The sequence below is a fragment of the Bordetella genomosp. 1 genome, assembly GCF_002261335.1.
Taxonomy (GTDB): Bacteria; Pseudomonadota; Gammaproteobacteria; order Burkholderiales; family Burkholderiaceae_B; genus Bordetella.
Window position 1 is genome coordinate 718,044 of record NZ_NEVL01000003.1, and the last position, 21,641, is coordinate 739,684.

Genomic DNA, 21,641 nt, shown 5'->3' on the forward strand with positions numbered 1-21,641 from the left:
TCCGTTTACAGACGCACGTCGGCAGCGTCGGCCGGCAGCACGTACTTCAGGTCATAGAGGATGTGGGCGGGCTTGCCCAGCTTGCGGATCTCGTCGGCGCCCATCTTCACGAACTGCTCGTGCGACACGGCCAGGATCACGGCGTCGTACTTGCCGGCCTGCGGGGTCTCGACCGGCGTGATGCCGTACTCGTGCTCGGCCTCTTCCTTCTCGACCCACGGATCGTAGACGTCCACGGCGACGTTGTATTCGCCGAGTTCCTTGACGATGTCGACCACGCGGGTGTTGCGCAGGTCGGGGCAGTTTTCCTTGAAGGTCAGGCCCATCACCAGCACGCGCGCGCCTTCCACGTAGATGCGCTTCTTGGTCATCGCCTTGACCAGCTGCGACACCACGTAGCCGCCCATCGAGTCGTTCAGGCGGCGCCCGGCCAGGATGATCTCGGGGTGGTAGCCGATGGCCTGCGCCTTGTGCGTCAGGTAGTACGGGTCCACGCCGATGCAGTGGCCGCCCACCAGGCCCGGACGGAACGGCAGGAAGTTCCACTTGGTGCCGGCGGCCTGCAGCACGGCCTCGGTGTCGATGCCCATCTTGTTGAAGATGAGCGCGAGCTCGTTGATGAGCGCGATGTTGACGTCGCGCTGGGTGTTCTCGATCACCTTGGCGGCCTCGGCCACGCGGATGCTCGGCGCCTTGTGGGTGCCGGCCACGATGATCTCTTTGTAGAGCTGGTCGACCAGCTCGGCCACTTCCGGCGTCGAGCCCGAGGTCACCTTCTTGATGGTGCTGACGCGGTGCGCCTTGTCGCCCGGGTTGATGCGCTCCGGGCTGTAGCCGGCGTAGAAGTCCACGTTGAACTTCAGGCCCGACACGCGCTCGAGCACCGGCACGCAGTCTTCCTCGGTGGCGCCCGGGTACACGGTCGATTCGTAGATCACGATGTCGCCGCGCTTGAGCACCGCGCCGATGGTCTCGCTCGCCTTGACCAGCGGGGTCAGGTCGGGCTGGCGGTACTCGTCGATCGGGGTGGGCACGGTCACGATGAACACGTTGGCGCGGCCCAGCTGCTCGCGCTCGGTGGTGTAGCTCAGGCCCTTGGCCGATGCCAGCTCGGCGTCGTCGACTTCGAGCGTGTGGTCGTGGCCGGCCTGCAGGGCCTTCACGCGGCGTTCGTTGATGTCGAAGCCGATGACCTCGCGCTTCTTGCCGAATTCGACGGCGAGCGGCAGGCCGACATAGCCCAGGCCGACGACGGCGAGCTTGATCTGGTCCACGGATTTAAGCAATTGCGACATGAAACACCTTCTGCAAAAAAATCAATTGGCGCCGACACGTTGGCCGACGATCAGTACCTGCACGATCGGGGTGATGATCTTCTCCCACTCGTAGATCGGCGCGTTGCTGACATACACCACGTCCTCGGGCTTGAGCTCGAACTGCTTGGCCAGGAACATGGATTCGGGATTGCGCATGTTGAGACGGAACACGGTCGGATGCGGCGTGCCGTTGGCGTTCTGGCCATCGAGCCGGAACACGAACACCCCGGTGGCATCGGCCGCGCGATCGTTCAGGCCGCCCGCCACGCCCAGCGCATCCAGCAGATTAGTCTGCTTGGACGGCAGCTCGTGCAGGCCGGGCTTGGTGATGGCGCCCATCGCGACGAAGCGCTTCAGGTTGGGCTCGACCACCACTTCCGAGCGCGGCTCGACGGCCACGTTGCGGCCGTTGAGCAGCTGCTGGTAGGGAATGCGCTTGACCTGCTTGCCGGTGCGGATCACCACGTCGGCCTGGTACGGCGGCAGCGTCGAGCCGCCCGCCTGCGTGATGGCGTCGAGCGCGGTCAGCGGGCCCTTGTTGCCGCCGAAGCGGCCCGGACGCGGCACGGCGCCGGCCACCAGCACGGAGTTGGAGCGGTCGTCCGCGAGGTCGACCATGACCTGCGGCTGCACGGCCGCGCTGGCGCTCAGCGCCCCGCGGATCTGCTTTTCGATGGCCTCGAGCGACTTGCCCTTGACCTTGAGGCGGCCGGCATACGGCACCGAGATCACGCCCGAGGAATCGACGCGCACCGATTCGAACACGGTGCCGCCCTGGGCCAGCGGCGCGAACAGGCCGCCCTCCATGCTGTCGGCCACCAGGATGCGCAGCACGTCGCCGGGCATGACGGTCATGTTGCCGACGTAGCCGTCGCTGGTGGCGCCTTCGGCGTCGTCGTTGTGACGCACCAGCACATAGGGCGCGATCGTGTCGGCGCGCACGTCGACCAGCTCGTACGCACCGGGCTCGGTGGCGCCGGCTTGGGTGCCGCCGTCGAGAATGGCGCCGCGGGACGGGCCCGAGCCCGAGAGAATGCCGCAGCCGGAAAGGGACAACACCGCCAGGACACCCAGCAGTCGCAGTATGTTCTTATTCATGCCCGTCTTGATACTCCGGAAAAGAAAAGGAATGGTGCCCGGCCCGTGCGGCGCCGGCGTGGCGCAGTTGCGCGCGCACCCGGTCCAGCATGTGATCGGCCAGCACCGCCTCGAAGCGTGGCGAGTAGTGATTGACGTCGGCCCCTTCCTTGTCGAGCAGGCTGGCTTCATCCCAGCCCTGCGCGATATCCAGCGGGTCCAGCACGGCCACGCCAGGCAGGCCGGCGGCGGCCTGCTTGACACGGGTCACGTGCCGGCTGCGCGACACCATCTTGCGGCCATCGGGCCGCGCCACGTCGACATGCGTGACCGCCAGCAAAGGCTTGCCGGTCACGCGCGATAGGTAATGCAGGTCTGCCCGCACCTCGTCCTCGGTGTCCTCGGTGCAGACGGCGTTGCGCAAAACGCGCGCGCCGGCCGGCTTGAGCGCGTCGTCGATCACGTGATCGAACACAGGCTGCACAGCCTCGAACGCCTCGGGCAGCACGCGGCCGTTGCGCACCAGCGAGCGCCACCAGGCCATGCCCTCGTCGCCCAGCTCGCGCACCAGCTGGCGCACCACCAGGTTCTTCTGCAGGAACACGCCGTCGACGCTGACGCTGCGCTCGGCGGCCGCCTCCACCACCATCAGATCGGCGGTGCGCAGCTCGTCGGCCAGCGCCGGCGTCACGATCGGCACGCGGGCGGCCGGAAACAAAAACGGCAGCAGCTGCCGGTCCAGGCCGGTGCGCTCGGCGAGCCAGCGCACCCGCTGGGCCGCCTCGCGCGTGCTGTGGATGTAGCCGTTGATGCCGGAGGTGTAGAGACGGGCCGAGCCGCTTTCCTGCAGCAGCTTGACCGGGCGGTGCACGCGGCAGCTGCCCAGCACGAACAGGTTCGGGACCGGGGCGGCGCTCACGAGCGTGACGGCGGCTTGATTCATGCTCGGCTCCTCAAGGGGTCTGGTAGCAGCGCACGGTCGACGCGATCATCTGCGACAGCGAGAAGCGCGCGGTGGCCCACTGGCGCGCGCGCTCGGCGATCTGCGCGTCGGCCTGGCGCATCTCGTGCAGACGGGTGAGCGCCTGCGCCACGTCGTCGGCCGTGACCGTATCGGCGGGCAGCGTGAGGCCGGTCACGCCCTCCTGCACCGCCTCGCCGGCGCCGCCGGCCAGCGTGGTCACCACGGGCACGCCGGAGAATTGCGCCTCGATCAGCACGTTGGGCAAGCCTTCGAAACGTGACAGCAACAAAAAAGCGTCGAACTGAGTCAGCCAGTAGCCGACACGCTTGGACAGCCCGGTGAACAGAATGCGGTCGGCCATGCCGATGCGCTGTGCGAACTCCTTCACCGGCTCGAGCAGCGGCCCGCCGCCGACCATCACGAAACGCGCGTGCGGATGGGTGGCGGCAAACTTCTGCGCCGCCTCGACCCACAGGAACGGCCGCTTGTTGTCGTCCACCCGCATCACGGTGCCGACCGTGAAGGTCTGGTCCGGCGTGCGCGCGTTGAACTGCGCCATCATGCCGAGCGCGGTCTCGTCGCTGTTGGGCTTGAGCGGCGCCAGGCCGTTGTAGACCACCGGGATGCGGCGCGCGTCCACGTTCAGCCACTCGGCGTAGCGGTGGGCGGCGAACTGCGAGTTCGAGCTCAGCACCACGCCGCGCATCTTGAGCAGCTCGGAATAGATCGTGTCGTACTCGACGCGATAGCGGTCGGGCCGGTCGACGGGCGGCATGGTGCGCACCGACAGCACGATGCGCGGCACGCCCGCCAGCAACGCGGCCAGCGCGGTGGCGAAGATCGAGCCGTCCTGCCAGATGTGCACCACCTGCGGCACCGACGAGCGCATCACGTCGGTCAGCTTGGTCGTGCCCTCGATGATCTGCTTGGGCAGAAAGCGCAGGTATTCGCGGTAAGGCGCGAGCAGCGACGAGTATTCGCAGCCGCCCCAGGCCTGCATGTCGGCGTACACCGACACGGGAATGCCGTTGTCGCGCAGCGTGGCGGCGAAGAAATCGGCGCCCTCGCGGCTGCGCAGCGAGCGGCACACCACCTGCACCGGGCCCACCACGCCGTAGCCGGCGATCGAGTTGCCCGACTGGATCGCGGTCTGCAAGGCCACCGCCGTGTTGACGAACTGGCGCTCGGCCCCGCCGGCGCCCAGCGAGCCGTTGATCATCAGCACGGTGCCGACGAAGGACTCCGGACCGGCGTCGTACTCGGCGTTGCGGCGCTTGCCGATCTCCTGGAACAGGCGCTCCAGCACCAGGATGCTGACCGGCACGTCGCGGCCCTCGCCGTCCACGCCCAGCAGGCGCAGCGCGGCGATGTCATTGTCGAGCTCGCCGAGCCGGCGCGCCACCTTGCGCCCGGCGTCGCCGAGCGCGCCGGCGCCGTTGCGCAGCACCGAGCGGGCACGCCAGAGCGCGCCGCGGCGCACCAGCGACTGGGCCCAGCTCACGTAGCCGTTCTCGAAGCCCGGGTGCTCCTGCACCAGGCGGGCGAAGCAGGCTTCCGCATTCTCGGCGTTGCCGATCTCGTCCCAGCTCTTGGCCTCGAGCAGGATGTCGCGGGCGCTGGTGCTGCCGCCGGCGAAATACAGTTCGAGTTCGCCGCGGGCCGCATCCACGCCGAGCTGGCGCTTCACGCCGCGCAGCATCAGGATGAAAGCATCCGACGAGTCGGGGAAACGCTGATGGATGCTGCGCCACACGGCCAGGCTCTCGTCGGGCTTGTGGGCGGCCTCGAGGCTGCGCGCCACCAGCACCTGGAACAGCTCGGTTTCCGGATAGCGGCGCACATACTCCATCAGGCGCGGCACCGCGCCATGCGGATCCGCGCTCGCCACGTGCTGCTCGAGCAGCTTGCGCGCCTCCAGCAGGGTGTCGCGCGAGGGCTCTTCGGTCTGCGGCTCGGCGGTCACGGCGGCGGCCAGCATGTCCACCACCGACAGGGTGGCCGGACGGCCGCCCGCCGGCGCGTCCGAGCTCTCGGCCCGGCGCGGCTTGCGGATACGTGAGAGAAAGGAAAACATGGCTGATCTCGCTTTCGGCTGGGGTCGGCCGCCCGGGGCGGTCAGGCGTGGTCCTTGATGGCGTACACCACCAACACGGCGACGATCCACAGAATGAACAGGCCCAGCACGCCCAGGGCGGTGTCCACCATGCGGCGCGGGTACTGCGATTCGTCGGCCATGGTCGGCTGCGACGCCACCACGGTGTAGAGCAACTGGCGCGCGGCCATGCCGCGGGCGTCTTCGAGCGCCTTCAGCGCGCCGGTGTAGTACACCTCGGCAAACTGGCGCTCGGTCTCGGCCGACTCGTACTCGCGCAACACGGCGGACAGCGAGCCGCGCTCGTCGGGCTTGGCGCCGCGGGCCACGCTGATCTGATGGTCGTTGAGCTCCTTGAGCTGGCGTTGCAGGGCCTGGTAGCGAGCCTGCACGCGCTCGTAGGCCGGGCCGCTGCGCAGGCCGCCGGCGCGCATGGCGTCGAGTTCGGCCGCCGCGGTGGCGATGTCGCCGCGCACCTTGGCCGCGATCTGCAGATTGGCTTCGGCCTCCTTGACCGGGTCCAGCACGCCGGTGCGGGCACGCAGGTCCTGCACCTTTACGCGGGCCTCCGACAGGCGCTTCTCGGCGCCCTGCACCTCATCCTGCGCAAAGCGCACGCTGTCTTCGCGCGCCTTGACCGACATCTTGTTCACGAGCTTCTCGCTCGCGCCCAGGATGGCCTGCGCCAGGCGCAGCGAATCTTCCGGCGTGAACGCCCGCACGCGCAGGATGATGGCGCCGGTCGACATGTCGAACTCGATGTCGACCATGCGGTTCCACTGGCGCCACAGGCCTTCGTCGGTGTCGTCCTCGGACATGCGATACCAGAGGTCGATCGCCGGCTTGGACCACATGCCGCGCAGGTTGAGCTGCTTGTCGAGCTCGCGCACGATCTGGCGCGACTTGACGTAGTCCACCACCGCGAACGAGTCGACGAACAGTTCAGAAGTCATTTCGCTGCCGCCCAGCGTGGCATGGCCTTCGCGGCTCGCGGCCGAGGCCTGCGTCTGCGTGCCCGCGCGCAGCCCGAACCTCGCCTCGGACACGTACTGGTCGTGCGCGATGAAGGTCAGGTACAGGGCCAGCAGCACGCCCGGGATGCCGATCAGCAGGATCGCCGACCAACGCAACCAGTGCGCCTTCTGCTGCGGGCGCCCCGCAGGCAGGCGCGGCCCCGTGTAAGTAGTCTCCGGACTCGTCATAAGCAATCGTCGTTGTGGTTCAGAAAAGGGTTCAGGACTGCGGCTCTTCCTGCTGCACGTCCTCGGGCAGCACGTCGCCCTTCGGTGCAGCGGCGCCGCCTTGGATGAATCGCTCGGCGGCCTCGGCCAGCGGGCCATAGCCGCTCAGGCGGCCGTCGCGCAGGACCACGCCATGGGTGCAGAAGCGCCGCACGGTGGTGTTGGAGCTAGACGCCATCAGGATGGTCGCGCCGCGGGTGCGCTCGGCGAACACCTCCAGGCACTTGCGCTTGAAATCCATGTCGCCGACGGCCAGCATCTCGTCCACGACATACACCTCGCAGACCAGGGCCATCGACAGGCCGTACGACAGGCGGGCCCGCATGCTGTTGGCATAGGTCGCCACCGGCAGGTCGTAGGCGCGCCCGAGCTCCGAGAAGTCGTACACGAAGCGCTCGACCTCGCCCACGTCGCAGCCATACACGCGCGCCACGAAACGCACGTTGTCGCGGCCCGTCATGTTCGAGCTGATCGCACCGGCGAAGGCCAGCGGATACGACACCACCGCGCGGCGGTGGATGCTGCCGGAGTCCGGCAGCTCCATGCCGCTGATCATGCGCACCAGGGTCGACTTGCCGCTGCCGCTGCCGCCGAAGATGGCCACGTTCTCGCCTTCGACGAAGTCGAAGCTGACGCCGTCCAGCACGTGACGGATGCCCTTCTTGGAGCGGAAGCCCTTGCGCACGTCGCGCAGCGAAACCACGATTTTCTTGTCCATGGTTGCCTTCCTCAGCGGGTGTGCAGGCGCCGGCGCATCGCGCGCTCCAGGCACAGGCCGAGCACGACGGTGGCGATGGCCCATTCGATCAGGTAGGCCCGATCCAGGGTCAGCGACGAGAAGTTGGTGAAGTAACCGGAGCGGAACCACTCGATCGAGTGGACCAGCGGGTTGTAGACGAGCACCCGGCGCGCCTGGTCGGGCAGCGAATCGACCAGGTAGAACACGCCGGAGAGCAGGTACAGCGGCCGCGTCACGGCGCTGTACAGGTGTTCCCACGACTTGAACAGCATGTTGAGCACGGCGTTGATCAGGCCCACGCCGAAGCCCAGCATGAAGGTGAAGAAGGCGGCGGCCGCGCAGGTCTCGATGCGTTCCGGCATCACGAACTTGTCGCCCAGCTTCAGCAGGAACAGCAGGATGGCCAGCACCGCGATCCAGGTCAGCCCCTGCAGGATGGCCTTGGCGAACACGATGTCCATATTGGTCACCGGCGGCAGGCGCAGCAGCTGGGTGTTCGACGAGATCGAGCGCGACAGGCGCGAGGAGGTGTGGCTGAACAGGAAGAACGGCATGATGCCGGTCACGAAGAACAGCTGCAGGTTGCCGATCGGTGCCTGGCGGCCCCACACCACGTAGATGGTGGACAGCACCGCGACGTGCAGGATGGGCTCGATCAGTGCCCACAGATAGCCCAGGCGGGTGCCGCCGAAGCGAACCCGGGTCTCCCGGTAGATCAACGACATCACCACCCGCGCCTGGACGCCCAGCGCATGCGTCAGCACCTGCGCGCTCACGCCGCCGCTCCCACTCGCTTCATTCGCCGCTCCCACGATCCGCCTGATTACTGCGCGGCGGATCGAAATCAATTATTGGAATAAGGAAAAACAAATTCCACGGCCGTTTATTAATCCGGTCTTACGTGGAAGTGGAGCGATCATATCGGCGCGCCGACGAGGCGGACATTTCAACTTATATCAAATCAACACCAAGGGTGGGCCGGGATATTTGGTCGCATTTATCGTGTAGGCCCGCACCTATAATTAATGCCCGGCCCCTTCCCATACGAGGGGACGCGCAAGTGAAATGATCTCGGGGTAAGCCCTTAAAGCCCCGCGGAAGGAGTGCGTAAGGTCCATGCTGAGAACAACTCTGTTAAATCTTTATCAAAGACGAGTACATGGCCAGACCTGGGGCGAAAGCGCGCATCGCGTCTATCTGCAAGGGCCGGAAGACCCGGTCCTGTTGAATCGAATTGGTCTGTTTGATACGTCCCGTAATATTGAGACGGCCGTCTCGGAAAAATCGCTCGCGCGTGCGCGTGCGGCGCTCGAATGGGATCCCGCCATCGCGCCCGAGCGCCCCGCTGCCTACAAGGGCCGCGTTTCCGACCACGAGCGGCGCCAGTACGCCCTGGCCCTGGCGCGGCTGGCCCCGGCCCGCGCCAGCGGCTGGCTACGCCCGGCAGAGCGAGAGCTGGCGCTGGCCGCGGCCCTGGCAGTGGGCGACCTGGACCACGCCCGCTGGCTGGCCATACGTATGCAAATGTCGGAAAGTATGAAAAATTCGATTAATTTGCATGCAATGTTTGCTGCGCTGCACACTCGACAGGGAGATAATCGCCGCGCTCGCAAACATTTAATGCATGTGCTGACAGATCAGCGCATCGAGTTACCCGACCGCGCCGCCCCTATGAAAATCGAGGATCTGGTGGCCGCTTGCCAGGGGCGGCCGGTCCGCCCGGCCCATCCCGGCCCCCTGATCAGCGTAATCATTTGCGCATACAATGCAGCCCCTCACATTCGCAGCGCCCTGCACTCCGTGCTGAGCCAGAGTTACCGCAACGTCGAAATCATTGCGATTGATGACGGCTCGACGGATAACACATTCCTACATATGCAGGAAATGGCGGATCTGAATCCGCGTATAAATACTGCCAGGATTGAAAACAGCGGTGTTTATGCGGCCCGCAATATGGGTTTGCGTTTGGCAAAAGGTGAATTAATCACTTTTCTGGACGCCGACGACATAATGCTGCCGCTGCGTCTGGAACAGCAGGCCGATCGCCTGCTCGCCACCGGTGCCGGGGCGGTCGTCAGCCGCCTGCTGCGCATCACGCCTCACGGCGTGCCGGTGGCGCCCCGCGTCTATCCGCTGGTACGACACAACCCCTCCTCGATCATGCTGCGCCGGTCCGTCGTGGCCGTCACCGGCGGTTTCGAGGAGGTCCGTTACGGCGCCGACGAGGAGTTCGAACACCGTATGCAGCTATACCTGGGACGTCAGGGCATCGTGCGCGATACCGCCGTGCAGACCATCGCCCTGCATCACGCCGACTCACTGACCCAGCGCGGCGACAGCGGCCTGCAATCCGAACAGGGCCGCCGCGCCCGCATCCGCTATCGAGAGGACTGGGTGCGCCGACATGCGCAGCTGGCCTCCCACCGACCGGGCAGCGCCGCGCGCTGACCCACCCGCCCACTTTCCCAAGAAGACCCTGAGTATGGACAACGTCAACACCGTCCGCGCCATGCCTCTGTCCGACGGAGCCCGCGCCTCCGCGGACCGCCGCCTGCACGAACTGCTGCAGGAGATGCAGAGCGCCCACGCCCGACTCGAGCAGGAGCGCGCCGCGCGCGTGCAGGCCGAGAAAGACCTGGCCAGCGTCAAGGCGCTGCTGCGCGAATCGAACCAGCAACTGGCCAAGCAGCGCCGCACGCTGACCTGGCAGTTCGGCGAGGCCGTGACGCGCGCCAATTCGCTCGGCGACTACGTCATGCTGCCCTACCGCCTGGCGCGGCTGTCGCGCGACCACAAGCGCGAGCTGCGGCACACGCCGCAGCCGCGCAAGGGCACCGCCGCCCTGCCCGCCGAAACGGCCAACGCGATCAAGGAAGCGCTCGACTACGTCAAGCGCGTGCGCAGCCCCGAGGTCATCCTGTGGTGCTCGCGCCAGACCTGGCCCAATGACGTGCGCTCCAAGGTGCTCTGCGAAGTGGCGCGCTGGGCCCGCACCAGCTATCCCGACATCGCCGAACAGATTGCGGAGCAGCTGGCCACACTGGACCCGGGCGCGCCGCACGTGCGCCAGCTCGCCTACAGCCTCTACGACGCCGGCATCGTGACCGCGTCGGCGCGCCTGCTGCAGGCCGCCATGGAGTCGGGCGTGCGCCTGAACGCCACCGAGCAGCTGCGCAGCGATCGCATCCGCCAGGCGCAGCGCATCCTCGAATGGAACGACGACGACCTGCAACCCGACGGCCAGCGCTTCGACATGAATGGCAACGGCCCGCTGGTGGTGCTGACGCAGCGCTCGATCCTGCACGGCCGCGGCGCCGGCGACAATGCCCTGCACCGCTACGCCACCAGCCTGAAGGCCCGCTTCGGCGACGTGCTGGTGATCAGCCTGGCGCCGGTGGACCAGGACGATGGCGCCAGCGGCATGGCACGCGCCGAGCTGCAGCTCGACGGCATCGTGTACAAGTCGGCGCCGCAGCCGGCGCTGGACACGCAGCCCGCCGACGCGCTGGCCGACCTGCTGTCCGAAGCCATCCTCGCCGCCACCGTGCGCCAGCGCCCGCGCGCGGTGCTGGCCTGGGACGACGCGCATTGCGCGCTCGGCGCGCATGCCGCCGCCCGCAAGCTGCGCGTGCCCAATGGTTTCGTGCTCAACGGCATCCGCTACTTCCAGAAGACCGCCGCCAACCATGCGCTGTCGCAGCGCGGCCAGGTGGACCTGCGCCTGTTGCGCCGCGCGCTGCGCCAGGCCGACATGCTGGCGCTCGGCAGCACCGCGCTGCACGAGCCGGTGCAGAAGCTCATCGGCGAGAACCGCAACTGCTCGATCGTGCCGCCGCTGCCCCTGCCCGCCGCCAATCTGCGGCAGAAGGAAGACGGCCCGGCCGACACGCAGCTCACCTCGACGCTGCGCGCGCTCGAGGGCAAGCGCGTCATCGCCCTCACCGAAGACGAGCCGCCCGCCCTCATCGCGCGCGCGGTGGTGGATCTGTACGCCGAGATCTCGCTGCGCCAGACCGATGCGGTGCTGCTGGTGCTGTCCAACGGCAAGACCGCCGCCGCGATGCGCAGCCACGCCGTGGCCATCGGCCTGCACGAAGACCAGGTGATCTTCTCGCCCGACCTCACCGACGCCGTGTCGCGCGAGCTGTTGTTGCGGCGCGTGGAGGTCGCGTTGTTCCCCTACCAGGCCACGCGCGCCGAGACCGCCGTCGTGCCCTCGCTCGCGAACCTGCTCGAATGCATGGCGCTCGGCATCTGCCCCGCCGTGGGTCCGACCGAGGCCTATACCAATCTGGTGGACGCCGGCAGCAACGGGCTGTGCATCGACATGGCCGCGCCGTCGAACGACACCGCGTCGCAGATCATCGAGGTCTTGCAGGCGCCCGACACGCTCGCCGCGCTGGGCAAGCGCGCTCGCGACAGCGCGCAGCGCCGCGCGCCCTGGCAGGACTACGAAGAAGGCCTCGCGGCCATGCTGCTGCAGTCGTCGCAGCCCGAACCGCGCGATCCGGCACGTCGCGCGGAGCCGCGCCTGCTGCACCTCAAACGCGCTTCCTGAGGAACGTTGTGATCATGCGCCCAGATGCAACATTGCCCTACGCCCACGCCGCGGTCGCAGACCGCGTGCACCGGCACACGGCCTAAACCCGGTTACGTAATCACACCGTACGCATCAGGACCCGCAACAGCGTTCCAGTATCTTTCCCTCCTTGTTGTACTAGACGGAGTATCGACCAGTGATTATCTCTACGATCGGTTCCTGCCGCGTGGCGGGCCCCATGACCAAAGTCCAGGCCCAACGGAATTTCGTGTTGGACAACCGGCTGTTGTATGGCTACACGCACAACACCAAGGAAACGATCCAGGCGATCCGCTACATGCGCGGTGAACTGACGATTCCCGAAGCCGCCTGGAAATTCCTGTCCGACCAGCCCTACCGCGCGTCGAACCCGCTGCGCTCGCGTGAAAGCGTGCCCAAGGAAGACCGCCACGTGGTCGAGATCAGCTCGATCAAGGTGCTGGAATACCGCGACACCTATCTGCAGCTCGTGCGCTTCAAGGACGCGCTGTCGTTCTGCCCCGAGCTGCGCAAGATCTTCTTCGACCACCCCGGCGCCGATGCCCGCGAGGCCCGCCTCGCGGCCCTGCAGGCCACGCCCTCGTTCTCGCGCGTGCCGGCCAATGTGCAGGACGTGCTGCGCGAAACCGTGCTGCGCACGCAGACCGCCACCGAGATCGAATCCGACCTCAAACAGATCGCGCAGATCCTGGGCCAGCACTTCGTGCTCGTCACGCACTGCAATGCGATGAACGCGCAGAACCAGCTGATCGCCGATCGCGCCAAGATGGTGGAACGCGTGTCGCGCGCCGCCTCGCGCGCCGGCATCACCCTGGTCGATCCGGGCGCCCTGCTGGCCGCCTATGGCCAGGAGCGCGGCATGCCCGAAGACGGCCGCGACACCGCGCACTACACGCCGGCCTTCGCGCGCCTGGTGGGCAAGGAAATCGCCGACAAGCTGCTGGGCGTGCAGGAAGCCGCCGCCGTGCCCGCGGGCGAGGAAGGCCTGACCTGGAAGCAGTGCATCGAGCGCGCCAAGGAAACCGCCCAGGCCCAGGAATGGGACCGCGCCCTGCTCTACGCCAACCGCGCCATCGACCTGAAGTCGACCATCTCGGCCGCCTACGTGTTGCGCGCCCGCGCCGTGACCGCGCTCGAGCAGACCGACGACATGCTCGAAGCCTGGACGGCCGCGCTCAACATCCAGGCCAACCGCAACGGCTACATCATGCGCCAGGCCGCCGAGGCCGCCATGGTGGTGGGCGATCTGCCGCAGGCACTCGAATGGGCCACCGATTCGCTGGCCCTGGAAACCGAAGAGAAGACGGCGCTGCTGCTGGGCCGCATCCACGCCCGCCTGGGCCAGAACAAGGAGGCCGAACGCGCCTTCCGCGTGTGCGCCGAGCAGTCGCCCGAGCGCGCCCTGCGCTACGCCGTGCGCGGCACCACCGCGCTCGAGGAAGCCGCCAGCATGGTCAACGCGCTGGCCGCCGCCAACTCGGTGGAAGCCGGTGCGCTGCAAGGCGCGCGCGAACAGGTGCTCAAGCGCGCCTCGCGTGAAGTGCGCCACACCGGCCGCGCCGGTGCGGCCCTGCCCACCCCGGGCGCCTTCTTCGCCCTGCTGACGCTGGCCGGCGAGCGCCTGGCCGAGTTCAACGACGAGATCAACCAGGCCTATCGCCGCCTGCTCAAGGCGTTCGAGACCGTGGCCGACTACCAGCAGAGCGAGCAGGCGATTTCGCTGCTCGGCCAGCTGGCCGCGATCAAGGCGGTGGACCCGCGCTACGTGCAGCGTGCCGCCAAGGCCCTGCAGGCCACCGGCCATCGCGCCGCCGCCGTGCAGTGCTGGCAGCGCCTGGCCAACAGCGAACTGCCGGGCGAACGCGAAACGGTACTGCTCGCCGCCGGCCGCCTGAGCCAGCTCGAAGCCCACACCCAGGCCGCCGATGTCTATCGCCGCCTGGCCCAGAGCGGCACGGTGCCGACCTCGCAGGCGCACGAGATGATCGAACGCAATCTGCGCGCGCTGGCCCGAGCGGTGCGCAAGCATCTCACCGAAGGCAATCTGCGCGAGGCCGAGCAGGAGCTCGAAGCCATCAAGCGCATCGATCCGGGCTACCCCGGCCTGACCTCGCTGCAGCGCTCGCTGGTCGACGCGCATCGCCGCGAGTTCCAGAGCCAGCGCGAGCAGGGTTCGACCAGCGCCGCCGACCTCGAAGCCAGCGCCCGCCGCGTGATCGAGACCAATCCGCGCGATCGCGATGCCAACATCGAGCTGGTGATGCAAAGCCTGCGCAACGGCAACCTGACGGAAAGCCGCCGCATCCTGGATCGCTTCCTGGAAGGCACGCCGGCCTGAGTACAAGCGATGGAGGCGGACCCGCCGGCCGTCTCCATGGTTTGACCGGCGCGCTCCTCGCAACGGCGCGCCAAAAAAAACGCCCCACGAAAGTGGGGCGTTTCCGTTGCCGCGCCGGTCAGGGCGCAGGCATCACTGCAGCAGGCTGCGCAGCATCCAGGCGTTCTTTTCGTGCACGTCCAGGCGCTGCGTGAGCAGGTCGGCGGTGGGCTGGTCGTTGGCGGCGTCGGCCTTCTCGAAGGCGGCGCGGGCGGTCTTGGCGACGGCCTCGTTGCCCTTGACCAGCAGGCGCACCATTTCCAGCGCCTCGGGCACCGTGTCCGGCTCCGAGATCGAGGTCAGCTTGCCGAATTCGCGGTACGTGCCGGGCGCGTAGTGGCCCAGCGCGCGGATGCGCTCGGCGATGGCGTCCAGCGCGCCCCACTCTTCCGTGTACTGCGTCATGAACATGTTGTGCAGCGTGTTGAACAGCGGGCCGGTGACGTTCCAGTGGAAGTTGTGCGTCATCAGGTAGAGCGAGTACGAATCGGCCAGCAGCTTGGACAGCTCGCCGGCGACGGCGGCACGATCCTTGTCGGAGATGCCGATGTTGATGCTCAGCGCGCCGGAGGTGGAGGTGCTTTTCTTCGAGGATTTGGACATGTTCTTGCTCCTTCTGAGGGATACATGATCAGGATAACACCGCGTGTCGCCGCGAACGGCCACGCGCGGAAGCCTGGATGGCGGCGCATTGCGCGGAATCAAATCCGCCGCACGCGGCCGTCATCCGAGTCCGGCGCAGGCTGCGCGCCGGACGGTGAAAACGTCATGCCGCCGCGCTCTGCTGCGAGGCGGCCTCCTCGCTCAGCATCTGCACGTTGGGCAGCTCGCAGGCATACACGGCCTGGGCCAGCGCCTCGATCGCGGCCAGGCGCGGGAAGCTGCGGCGCCAGGCCAGCACCACGCGGCGCTCGGGCGGCGTGCCGGTAAAGGGGATGTAGCGCAGCAGGCTCTTGACCGCGGGATGCTCGGGCACCGCGGTGACGGGCAGCACGGTCACGCCGATGCCGGCCGCCACCATGTGGCGGATGGTCTCGAGCGACGAGCCTTCGAACGTGCGCTGGATGCCGTCGCTGGAGGCCGAGAAGCGCGACAGCTCCGGACAGACCTCCAGCACCTGGTCGCGGAAACAGTGGCCACTGCCCAGCAGCAGCATGGTCTGCTGTTTCAGGTCCTGGGCGTCGATCGACTCGCGCTCGGCCCACGGATGATCGTGCGGCACGGCCACCACGAAGGGCTCGTCGTAGAGCGGCTGCATCACCAGCCCGGCCTCGGGCAGCGGCAGCGCCATGATGGCGCAATCGATCTCGCCCTGGCGCAGCAGCTCGACCAGCCGCACGGTGAAGTTTTCCTGGAGCAGCAGCGGCATCTGCGGCGTGCGCTCGATCTGCAAGGGGACCAGGCGCGGCAGCAGATAGGGCCCGATGGTGTGGATCACGCCGACCCGCAACGGCCCGGCGAGCGGGTCGTGCCCCTGGCGCGCGATCTCCTTGATGCTGGCGCTCTCTTCGAGCACCTTCTGCGCCTGCGCCACGATGCGCTGCCCGATCGGCGTGACGCCGACCTCCGCGCCGCCCCGCTCGAACAGCGTCACGCCCAGCTCGTCTTCGAGCTTGCGGATCGCCACCGACAGCGTGGGCTGGCTGACGAAACAGGCCTCGGCGGCGCGGCCGAAATGGCGCTCGCGGGCCACGGCCACGATGTACTTGAGTTCGGTCAGGGTCATGCGACCTGCTCCTCGAATTCGGCGCGCGCGATGGCGCGCACCTGATTGTGCCCGAAAGATGATGTCATGTACGCAGAAAGTCCTCGCGGCCGCGCATCCAGCGCGCCAGGTGGGCGGTCACCGCGGCGGGCTCGGTCTGGCGCAGCCAGACCGCCGCGTCGCGTGCCTGCTCGGCCAGCTCCACGTCGCGTTCCAGGTCGGCAAAGCGCAGCAGCGCCATGCCCGACTGGCGCGTGCCCAGGAATTCACCGGGGCCGCGCTGCTCCAGGTCGCGGCGCGCGATCTCGAAGCCGTCGCCGGTCTCGAACATCGCGCGCAGGCGCTCGCGCGCCACCTGCGACAGCGGCGTCTGGTAGAGCAACACACAGACCGACTCGGCCTCGCCGCGCCCGACCCGCCCGCGCAGCTGATGCAGCTGGGCCAGGCCGAAGCGTTCGGCATGCTCGATCACCATCAGCGAGGCATTGGGCACGTCCACGCCGACTTCGATCACGGTGGTGGCCACGAGCAGGTCGATCTCGCCCGCGCGGAAGGCCTGCATCACGGCGGCCTTCTCGCTCTGCGGCAGCTTGCCGTGCACCAGGCCGATGCGCAGGTCGGGCAGCTCTTCGCGCATGGTGTCGTAGGTATCGACGGCGGTCTGCAGCTGCAGCGCCTCGCTTTCCTCCACCAGCGGACAGACCCAGTAGGCCTGGCGGCCCTGGCGCGCGGCCTGGCCGATGCGGGCCAGCACTTCTTCGCGGCGCGCATCGGAGAGCAGCTTGGTCAGCACCGGCTTGCGGCCGGGCGGCAATTCATCGATGACCGACACGTCGAGGTCGGCGAAGAAGGTCATGGCGAGCGTGCGCGGGATCGGCGTGGCGCTCATGTTGAGCTGGTGCGGCACCACCACGCCGGTCTCGCCCTCGCCCTTGCGGTTGAGCGCCAGGCGCTGGCCCACGCCGAAGCGATGCTGCTCGTCGACGATGGACAGGCCCAGGCGCTGGAACTCGACGTGATCCTGGATCAGCGCCTGGGTGCCGACCGCCAGCTGCACCGCGCCCTCGGCCACGGCGGCCGCGGCCTCGCGGCGCTTCTTGGGCGTGAGGCTGCCGCTCAGCCAGGCCACCTTCACGCCCAGCGGCTCGAGCCACGCGCACAGCTTGCGGTAATGCTGTTCGGCCAGGATCTCGGTGGGCGCCATCAGCGCCACCTGATAACCACAGGAGATCGCCTGCGCGGCGGCGAGCGCGGCGACCACCGTCTTGCCGCTGCCCACGTCGCCCTGCAGCAGGCGGTGCATCGGGAATTCCTGGCCCATGTCGGCCGCGATCTCCGCCACCACGCGCTGCTGCGCGCCGGTGAGCGTGAACGGCAGGGTCTCGTACAGCCGTGCCACCAGCCCGCTGCCGGCCGGCTGGGCCGGCATCACGGGCGCGCGCTTCTCGCGCCGCGCCGCGCGGGCGGCCGCCAGCGACAATTGTTGCGCGAGCAACTCATCGAACTTGATGCGATGCCAGGCCGGGTGGGTGCGCTCGATCAGCGCGTCTTCGGACACGCCCGGCGGCGGCGCGTGCAGCAGCCGCACCGCCGGCTCGAACGCCATCAGGTCGAGCTTGCGCAGCAGCGCCAGCGGCAGCGTATCGCTCAGGTCGGCGCGCGCCAGCGCCTCGCGCACGGCGCGGCGCAGCGTGGGCTGCGGCAGGCCGTCGGTGCTGGGATAGACCGGCGTGAGCGCGTCGGGCAAGGCGGTGTCGGCCACGCTCATGCGCGGATGCACCATCTCGCGCCCGAACAGGCCGCCGCGCACCTCGCCGCGCGCGCGCAGGCGCCGCCCGGGGGTGAGCTGCTTCTGTTGGCTGGGATAGAAATTGAGCCAGCGCAGCTGCAGCTCGCCGGTCTCGTCGACGATGACGGCGGTGAGCTGCTTGCGCGGCCGGTATTGCACTTCGGTGCCGCGGATCTCGCCCTCGACCTGCGCCGAGTAACCCGGCCGCACCGACTTGATCGGCACCACGCGGGTTTCGTCTTCGTAGCGCAGCGGCAGGTGCACCACGAAGTCCTCGGGCGTGAGCAGCCCGAGATTGCGCAGCTTGCGCTCGACGTCGGTGAGCTTGCGCGGCGCCGCGGCGTCGGTCCGCGCAGCCTCCGGCGCGGCCGGCTTGGCGCGGGCGGCGGAGGCGGTGCGGGGCTTGGCGGTTGCCGGCATGGATACTGCGCGCGACGTGGGGGCCTGGCGGCCGTTTACAGGACCAGGATGGCCTCGACCTCGAACTGCGCATCCTTGGGCAGGCTGGCCACGCCGATGGTCGAGCGCGCCGGGAACGGCTGCGGGATCAGCTCGGCCATGATGGCATTGGCGGCGGTGAACTTGCTCAGGTCGGTCAGGAACAGCGTGAGCTTGACGATGTCGTTGAGCGTGCCACCGGCGGCCTCGATCACGGCCTGCATGTTGGCGAAAGCCTGGCGCACCTGCGCGTCGAAATTCTCCGAGACCAGGTCGCCCGTGCCCGGCTCGAGGCCGATCTGGCCCGACAGGTAGACGGTCTTGGAGCCGGTGGTTGCCACGGCTTGCGAATACGGGCCGACGGCGGCCGGCGCGGCATCGGTATGGATGATCTGCTTGCTCATGGATAGCTCCTGGGTAGGCTTAATAGTGTATCTATCGAAGTTTAAACAGCAATAGACTTTCGCGAAAGCCCCGTCTCGGCGGCATGCCCCTCATTATGACGACTTGGCCTGCCGGCGCGATGTCAGCCGGGCGGTGCCATCGGATGCGCCAGCAGCAGGTCGTGCAGCCCCTGCGCGGCCACCGACAGCGAACGGCCCCTGCGCCGCACCAGGTACAGCGGCCGGGTCAGCGCGCGGCCCGCGAGCGGCCGGATCACCAGGCCGGGACGCTCGAAATGGAACAGCGTCATGGCCGGCACCAGGCTCACGCCCACGCCGGCCTGCACCAACCCCGTGACCGTGGCCAGGTGCTCGACCTCGAGCAGGGGCGCGGGCGCCGCGTCGCCCAGCGCCTGGTCCAGGTGCTTGCGCACGCTGCTGTTGCGCGCCAGCGCGATCCAGGGCCAGCGCACCACGTCGCGCACGCGCACACTGGCCTGGGCCGCCAGCGCGTGATCCTCGCGGCACACCAGATGGTAGCGGTCGGCGTGCAGGAACTCGCTCTCCAGGCCCGACATGTCGGCGCGGCGCGAGGCCACGGCGAAGTCGACCTCGCCGCTGCTCACCAGGTCCAGGCAGGGATCGAGCAGCGCATCGCGCAGCTGCAGTTCGATGCCGGGATGCTCGGCATGGAAGCGCGCCAGCAGCGGCGGCAGCCAGCCCGCGGCCAGCGAGGGCAGCGCGGCCAGCGCCACCCGGCCGCGCCGGCGCGCGGCGTGGTCGCGCAGGTCTTCCATGGCCAGGTCCATGTCGGCCAGCAGGCGCCGCGCCGATATCTCCAGCACGCGGCCCTCGGCGGTGAGCTCCACGCGGCGCGTGTTGCGGTCGAACAGGCGCACGCCGGCGCCCTGCTCCAGCGTGCGGATCAGGGCGGAAAACGCGGGCTGCGTCAGGTGGCAGCGCTGGGCGGCGCGGGTGAAGTGGCGTTCGTCCACGAGCGCCACGAAAGCGCGCAGTTGCCGGGCCGACAGATTCATAGATTTCCTGGATGAATCAATCTCATCTTTCTATTTTACGCATGACCCGGGGCTGCCTATAGTGCAGACAAACAGGGCTGGCGCGACGACGCCGCCCCCCCAACTGCCTTCAGGAAGAGACACTCCCCATGCCCGACTCCGTATGCCTGGTCGGTTGCGCCACGGGCTTTTCAGGCGACCGCACCGACGGCGCGCCCGCCGTGGTGCGCAGTCTGATCGCCCGCGGCGGCGGCACCCTCATTTTCGAAACCCTGGCCGAGCGCACGCTGGCCCTGGCCCAGCTCGCGCGGCGCCAGGATCCCGAGGCCGGCTATGAGCCCCTGCTCGACGAGCTGGTCGGCCCGGTGCTGGCCGACTGCCTCGCGCACGGCATCCGCATCGTCAGCAACTTCGGCGCGGCCAACCCGCCCGCCGCGGCCCGCCGCATCGCGGCGCTGGCGCGCGAGCAGGGCCTGCCCGCCCCGCGCATCGCGGTGATCCACGGCGACCAGCTCGACACCCCGGCCCAGCGCGCGCTGCTGCGCGAGCGCCTCGGCGCGCGCCTGGACGAGGTCGAAGTGGTGAGCGCCAACGCCTACCTCGGCGCCCACGAGATCGCGCAGGCGTTGCGCGCCGGCGCGCAGATCGTGGTGGCGGGCCGCGTGGCCGACCCCTCGCTCACGCTCGGGCCCGCGCTGGCCCACCACGGCTGGGCCGACGACGCCTGGCCCGAACTGGGCCGCGCCACCATGGCCGGCCACATGCTCGAATGCGGCACCCAGGTCAGCGGCGGCTACTTCGCCGTGCCCGGCCTGAAAGACGTGCCCGACCTGCACGACGCCGGCTTTCCCATCGCCGCGATCCGCGCCGACGGCAGCTTCACCATCACCAAGGCCGACGCCACCGGCGGCCGGGTGGACGCGCTCACGGTCAAGGAACAGCTGCTCTACGAGGTGCACGATCCGGCGCGCTATCTCACGCCCGACGTGACCGCCGACCTGAGCGGCGCGCGCGTCGAGACGCTCGGCCCGGACCTCGTCGCGGTGCACGGCATCACCGGCCACGCCCGCCCGCCGGAACTGAAGGTCAACGTCTGCTACCAGGGCGGCTGGCTGGCCGAGGCCGAGATTTCCTATGCCGGCGTGCAGGCCGAGGCGCGCGCGCGCCTGGCCGCCGACATGGTGTCGCGCCGGCTGGGCGACGCCCTGCCGCTGCGCTTCGACCTGATCGGCGCGCTCAGCATCCTCGGCGACGACGCCGGCCGGCGCCTGGCCGCCGAGCCCGATCGCCAGCGCCGCGACGTGCGCCTGCGCGTGGCGGGCGAGCACGCCACACGCGCGGTGGCCGAGCGCGTGCTGCGCGAAGTGACCGCGCTCTACACCTGCGGCCCGGCCGGCGGCGGCGGCGTGCGCACCAGCCTGCGGCCGCGCCTGAACATGATGTCCTGCACCATTCCCCGCGAGGCCGTGGCCTCGGGCTGGCGCTGGCTGGAGGAGGCCGCATGAGCGCGCAAGATCCGCAATCCGTCGTCGTGCCGCTCTATCGTCTCGCGCACAGCCGCACCGGCGACAAGGGCAACACGTCGAACATCAGCCTGATCGCCTGGGATGGCGAGTGCTACGCCGTCCTGCGCCACGCCGTCACCGGCGAGCGCGTGGCGCAGTGGTTCGGCGACCGCGCGCCCACGCGCGTCACGCGCTACGACCTGCCCGGCCTCGAGGCGATGAACTTCGTGCTGGAGAACGTGCTCGATGGCGGCGTGAACGACGCGCTCAACCTCGATGCCCACGGCAAGAGCCTGTCGTTCCATCTGCTCGACATGCCGGTGTCCGTGCCCGCCGCGCTCGCGGCGCGCCTGCCCGACATCCCCGCCCTGCCCCCGGATCCGCCGGCGCAGGCCTGAAGGTCCTTTCCGTCCCATAACA

Annotated in this window: 17 protein-coding genes; 5 read left to right on the plus strand and 12 right to left on the minus strand. The window is 68.6% G+C overall.

Translation table 11 applies throughout. From position 1 onward, the window contains the following. Positions 1–5: 5 nt before the first annotated feature. From tviB to CEG14_RS11715, 7 genes are read right to left on the minus strand one after another with little or no spacing between them, the layout of a single operon-like run. The gene (gene tviB, locus CEG14_RS11685) at positions 6–1,295 is read right to left on the minus strand and encodes a Vi polysaccharide biosynthesis UDP-N-acetylglucosamine C-6 dehydrogenase TviB (protein WP_094826526.1); all 1,290 of its coding nucleotides are present in this window, start codon (positions 1,293–1,295) and stop codon (positions 6–8) included. A gap of 21 nt (positions 1,296–1,316) precedes the next feature. Next, entirely contained in the window at positions 1,317–2,414 is a 1,098-nt protein-coding gene (locus CEG14_RS11690) for a polysaccharide biosynthesis/export family protein (protein ID WP_094826527.1), read from the minus strand. Beyond that, a complete protein-coding gene (locus tag CEG14_RS11695; protein ID WP_256985661.1) occupies positions 2,407–3,336 on the minus strand; it encodes a capsular biosynthesis protein in 930 nt (309 codons plus the stop codon). The genes CEG14_RS11690 and CEG14_RS11695 overlap by 8 nt, the downstream gene beginning before the upstream one ends. Before the next feature lie 10 nt (positions 3,337–3,346). After that, the gene (locus CEG14_RS11700; RefSeq protein ID WP_094826528.1) at positions 3,347–5,431 is read right to left on the minus strand and encodes a glycosyltransferase; all 2,085 of its coding nucleotides are present in this window, start codon (positions 5,429–5,431) and stop codon (positions 3,347–3,349) included. Between the two features lie 41 nt (positions 5,432–5,472). Next, on the minus strand, positions 5,473–6,651 hold the full coding sequence (locus tag CEG14_RS11705; RefSeq protein WP_094826529.1) for a capsule biosynthesis protein: 1,179 nt from the start codon (positions 6,649–6,651) through the stop codon (positions 5,473–5,475). A gap of 31 nt (positions 6,652–6,682) precedes the next feature. Next, the gene (locus tag CEG14_RS11710; RefSeq protein ID WP_094826530.1) at positions 6,683–7,408 is read right to left on the minus strand and encodes an ABC transporter ATP-binding protein; all 726 of its coding nucleotides are present in this window, start codon (positions 7,406–7,408) and stop codon (positions 6,683–6,685) included. A gap of 11 nt (positions 7,409–7,419) precedes the next feature. Then, a complete protein-coding gene (locus CEG14_RS11715; protein WP_094827508.1) occupies positions 7,420–8,190 on the minus strand; it encodes an ABC transporter permease in 771 nt (256 codons plus the stop codon). 355 nt (positions 8,191–8,545) lie between these two features. On the opposite strand from CEG14_RS11715, the gene CEG14_RS11720 reads away from it, so the two are divergent. The 3 genes from CEG14_RS11720 to CEG14_RS11730 all read left to right on the plus strand — a co-directional run bounded on the left by CEG14_RS11720 (position 8,546) and on the right by CEG14_RS11730 (position 14,346). Next, the gene (locus CEG14_RS11720) at positions 8,546–9,877 is read left to right on the plus strand and encodes a glycosyltransferase family 2 protein (RefSeq protein ID WP_094826531.1); all 1,332 of its coding nucleotides are present in this window, start codon (positions 8,546–8,548) and stop codon (positions 9,875–9,877) included. A 34-nt stretch (positions 9,878–9,911) separates the two neighbouring features. Further along, positions 9,912–11,987 (plus strand): glycosyltransferase, encoded by a 2,076-nt coding sequence (locus tag CEG14_RS11725; protein ID WP_256985663.1) that lies wholly within the window; start codon positions 9,912–9,914, stop codon positions 11,985–11,987. A gap of 220 nt (positions 11,988–12,207) precedes the next feature. After that, on the plus strand, positions 12,208–14,346 hold the full coding sequence (locus tag CEG14_RS11730; protein ID WP_256985665.1) for a capsular biosynthesis protein: 2,139 nt from the start codon (positions 12,208–12,210) through the stop codon (positions 14,344–14,346). A gap of 132 nt (positions 14,347–14,478) precedes the next feature. Here the strand turns inward: CEG14_RS11730 and CEG14_RS11735 are convergent, their stop codons facing one another. The 5 genes from CEG14_RS11735 to CEG14_RS11755 all read right to left on the minus strand — a co-directional run bounded on the left by CEG14_RS11735 (position 14,479) and on the right by CEG14_RS11755 (position 19,737). Beyond that, positions 14,479–14,988, minus strand: a complete 510-nt coding sequence (locus tag CEG14_RS11735) for a Dps family protein (protein WP_094826533.1) — start codon at positions 14,986–14,988, stop codon at positions 14,479–14,481. A 163-nt stretch (positions 14,989–15,151) separates the two neighbouring features. Continuing rightward, entirely contained in the window at positions 15,152–16,111 is a 960-nt protein-coding gene (locus CEG14_RS11740; RefSeq protein WP_094826534.1) for a LysR substrate-binding domain-containing protein, read from the minus strand. Positions 16,112–16,175: 64 nt separating this feature from the next. Further along, positions 16,176–18,299, minus strand: a complete 2,124-nt coding sequence (gene recG, locus CEG14_RS11745; RefSeq protein WP_094826535.1) for an ATP-dependent DNA helicase RecG — start codon at positions 18,297–18,299, stop codon at positions 16,176–16,178. A gap of 35 nt (positions 18,300–18,334) precedes the next feature. Next, positions 18,335–18,721, minus strand: a complete 387-nt coding sequence (locus tag CEG14_RS11750; RefSeq protein WP_094826536.1) for a Rid family detoxifying hydrolase — start codon at positions 18,719–18,721, stop codon at positions 18,335–18,337. 122 nt (positions 18,722–18,843) lie between these two features. Further along, positions 18,844–19,737 carry a LysR family transcriptional regulator gene (locus CEG14_RS11755; protein WP_094826537.1) on the minus strand — a complete coding sequence of 298 codons (894 nt, stop codon included), beginning with the start codon at positions 19,735–19,737 and terminating at the stop codon, positions 18,844–18,846. 128 nt (positions 19,738–19,865) lie between these two features. On the opposite strand from CEG14_RS11755, the gene CEG14_RS11760 reads away from it, so the two are divergent. Then, complete coding sequence (locus tag CEG14_RS11760) at positions 19,866–21,221, plus strand: acyclic terpene utilization AtuA family protein (protein WP_094826538.1); 1,356 nt, start codon at positions 19,866–19,868, stop codon at positions 21,219–21,221. Next, positions 21,218–21,619 carry an AtuA-related protein gene (locus CEG14_RS11765; protein WP_094826539.1) on the plus strand — a complete coding sequence of 134 codons (402 nt, stop codon included), beginning with the start codon at positions 21,218–21,220 and terminating at the stop codon, positions 21,617–21,619. Before CEG14_RS11760 ends, CEG14_RS11765 begins: the two co-directional genes overlap by 4 nt. The last annotated feature ends 22 nt before the right edge of the window (positions 21,620–21,641 follow it).

Bases quoted from the DNA above. Each gene is read 5' to 3' on its own strand.
- tviB (WP_094826526.1), bottom strand. From the start codon at position 1,295: ATGTCGCAATTGCTTAAATCCGTGGACCAGATCAAGCTCGCCGTCGTC.
- CEG14_RS11690 (WP_094826527.1), bottom strand. From the start codon at position 2,414: ATGAATAAGAACATACTGCGACTGCTGGGTGTCCTGGCGGTGTTGTCC.
- CEG14_RS11695 (WP_256985661.1), bottom strand. From the start codon at position 3,336: ATGAATCAAGCCGCCGTCACGCTCGTGAGCGCCGCCCCGGTCCCGAAC.
- CEG14_RS11700 (WP_094826528.1), bottom strand. From the start codon at position 5,431: ATGTTTTCCTTTCTCTCACGTATCCGCAAGCCGCGCCGGGCCGAGAGC.
- CEG14_RS11705 (WP_094826529.1), bottom strand. From the start codon at position 6,651: ATGACGAGTCCGGAGACTACTTACACGGGGCCGCGCCTGCCTGCGGGG.
- CEG14_RS11710 (WP_094826530.1), bottom strand. From the start codon at position 7,408: ATGGACAAGAAAATCGTGGTTTCGCTGCGCGACGTGCGCAAGGGCTTC.
- CEG14_RS11720 (WP_094826531.1), top strand. From the start codon at position 8,546: ATGCTGAGAACAACTCTGTTAAATCTTTATCAAAGACGAGTACATGGC.
- CEG14_RS11725 (WP_256985663.1), top strand. From the start codon at position 9,912: ATGGACAACGTCAACACCGTCCGCGCCATGCCTCTGTCCGACGGAGCC.
- CEG14_RS11730 (WP_256985665.1), top strand. From the start codon at position 12,208: ATGACCAAAGTCCAGGCCCAACGGAATTTCGTGTTGGACAACCGGCTG.
- CEG14_RS11735 (WP_094826533.1), bottom strand. From the start codon at position 14,988: ATGTCCAAATCCTCGAAGAAAAGCACCTCCACCTCCGGCGCGCTGAGC.
- CEG14_RS11740 (WP_094826534.1), bottom strand. From the start codon at position 16,111: ATGACCCTGACCGAACTCAAGTACATCGTGGCCGTGGCCCGCGAGCGC.
- recG (WP_094826535.1), bottom strand. From the start codon at position 18,299: ATGCCGGCAACCGCCAAGCCCCGCACCGCCTCCGCCGCCCGCGCCAAG.
- CEG14_RS11750 (WP_094826536.1), bottom strand. From the start codon at position 18,721: ATGAGCAAGCAGATCATCCATACCGATGCCGCGCCGGCCGCCGTCGGC.
- CEG14_RS11755 (WP_094826537.1), bottom strand. From the start codon at position 19,737: ATGAATCTGTCGGCCCGGCAACTGCGCGCTTTCGTGGCGCTCGTGGAC.
- CEG14_RS11760 (WP_094826538.1), top strand. From the start codon at position 19,866: ATGCCCGACTCCGTATGCCTGGTCGGTTGCGCCACGGGCTTTTCAGGC.
- CEG14_RS11765 (WP_094826539.1), top strand. From the start codon at position 21,218: ATGAGCGCGCAAGATCCGCAATCCGTCGTCGTGCCGCTCTATCGTCTC.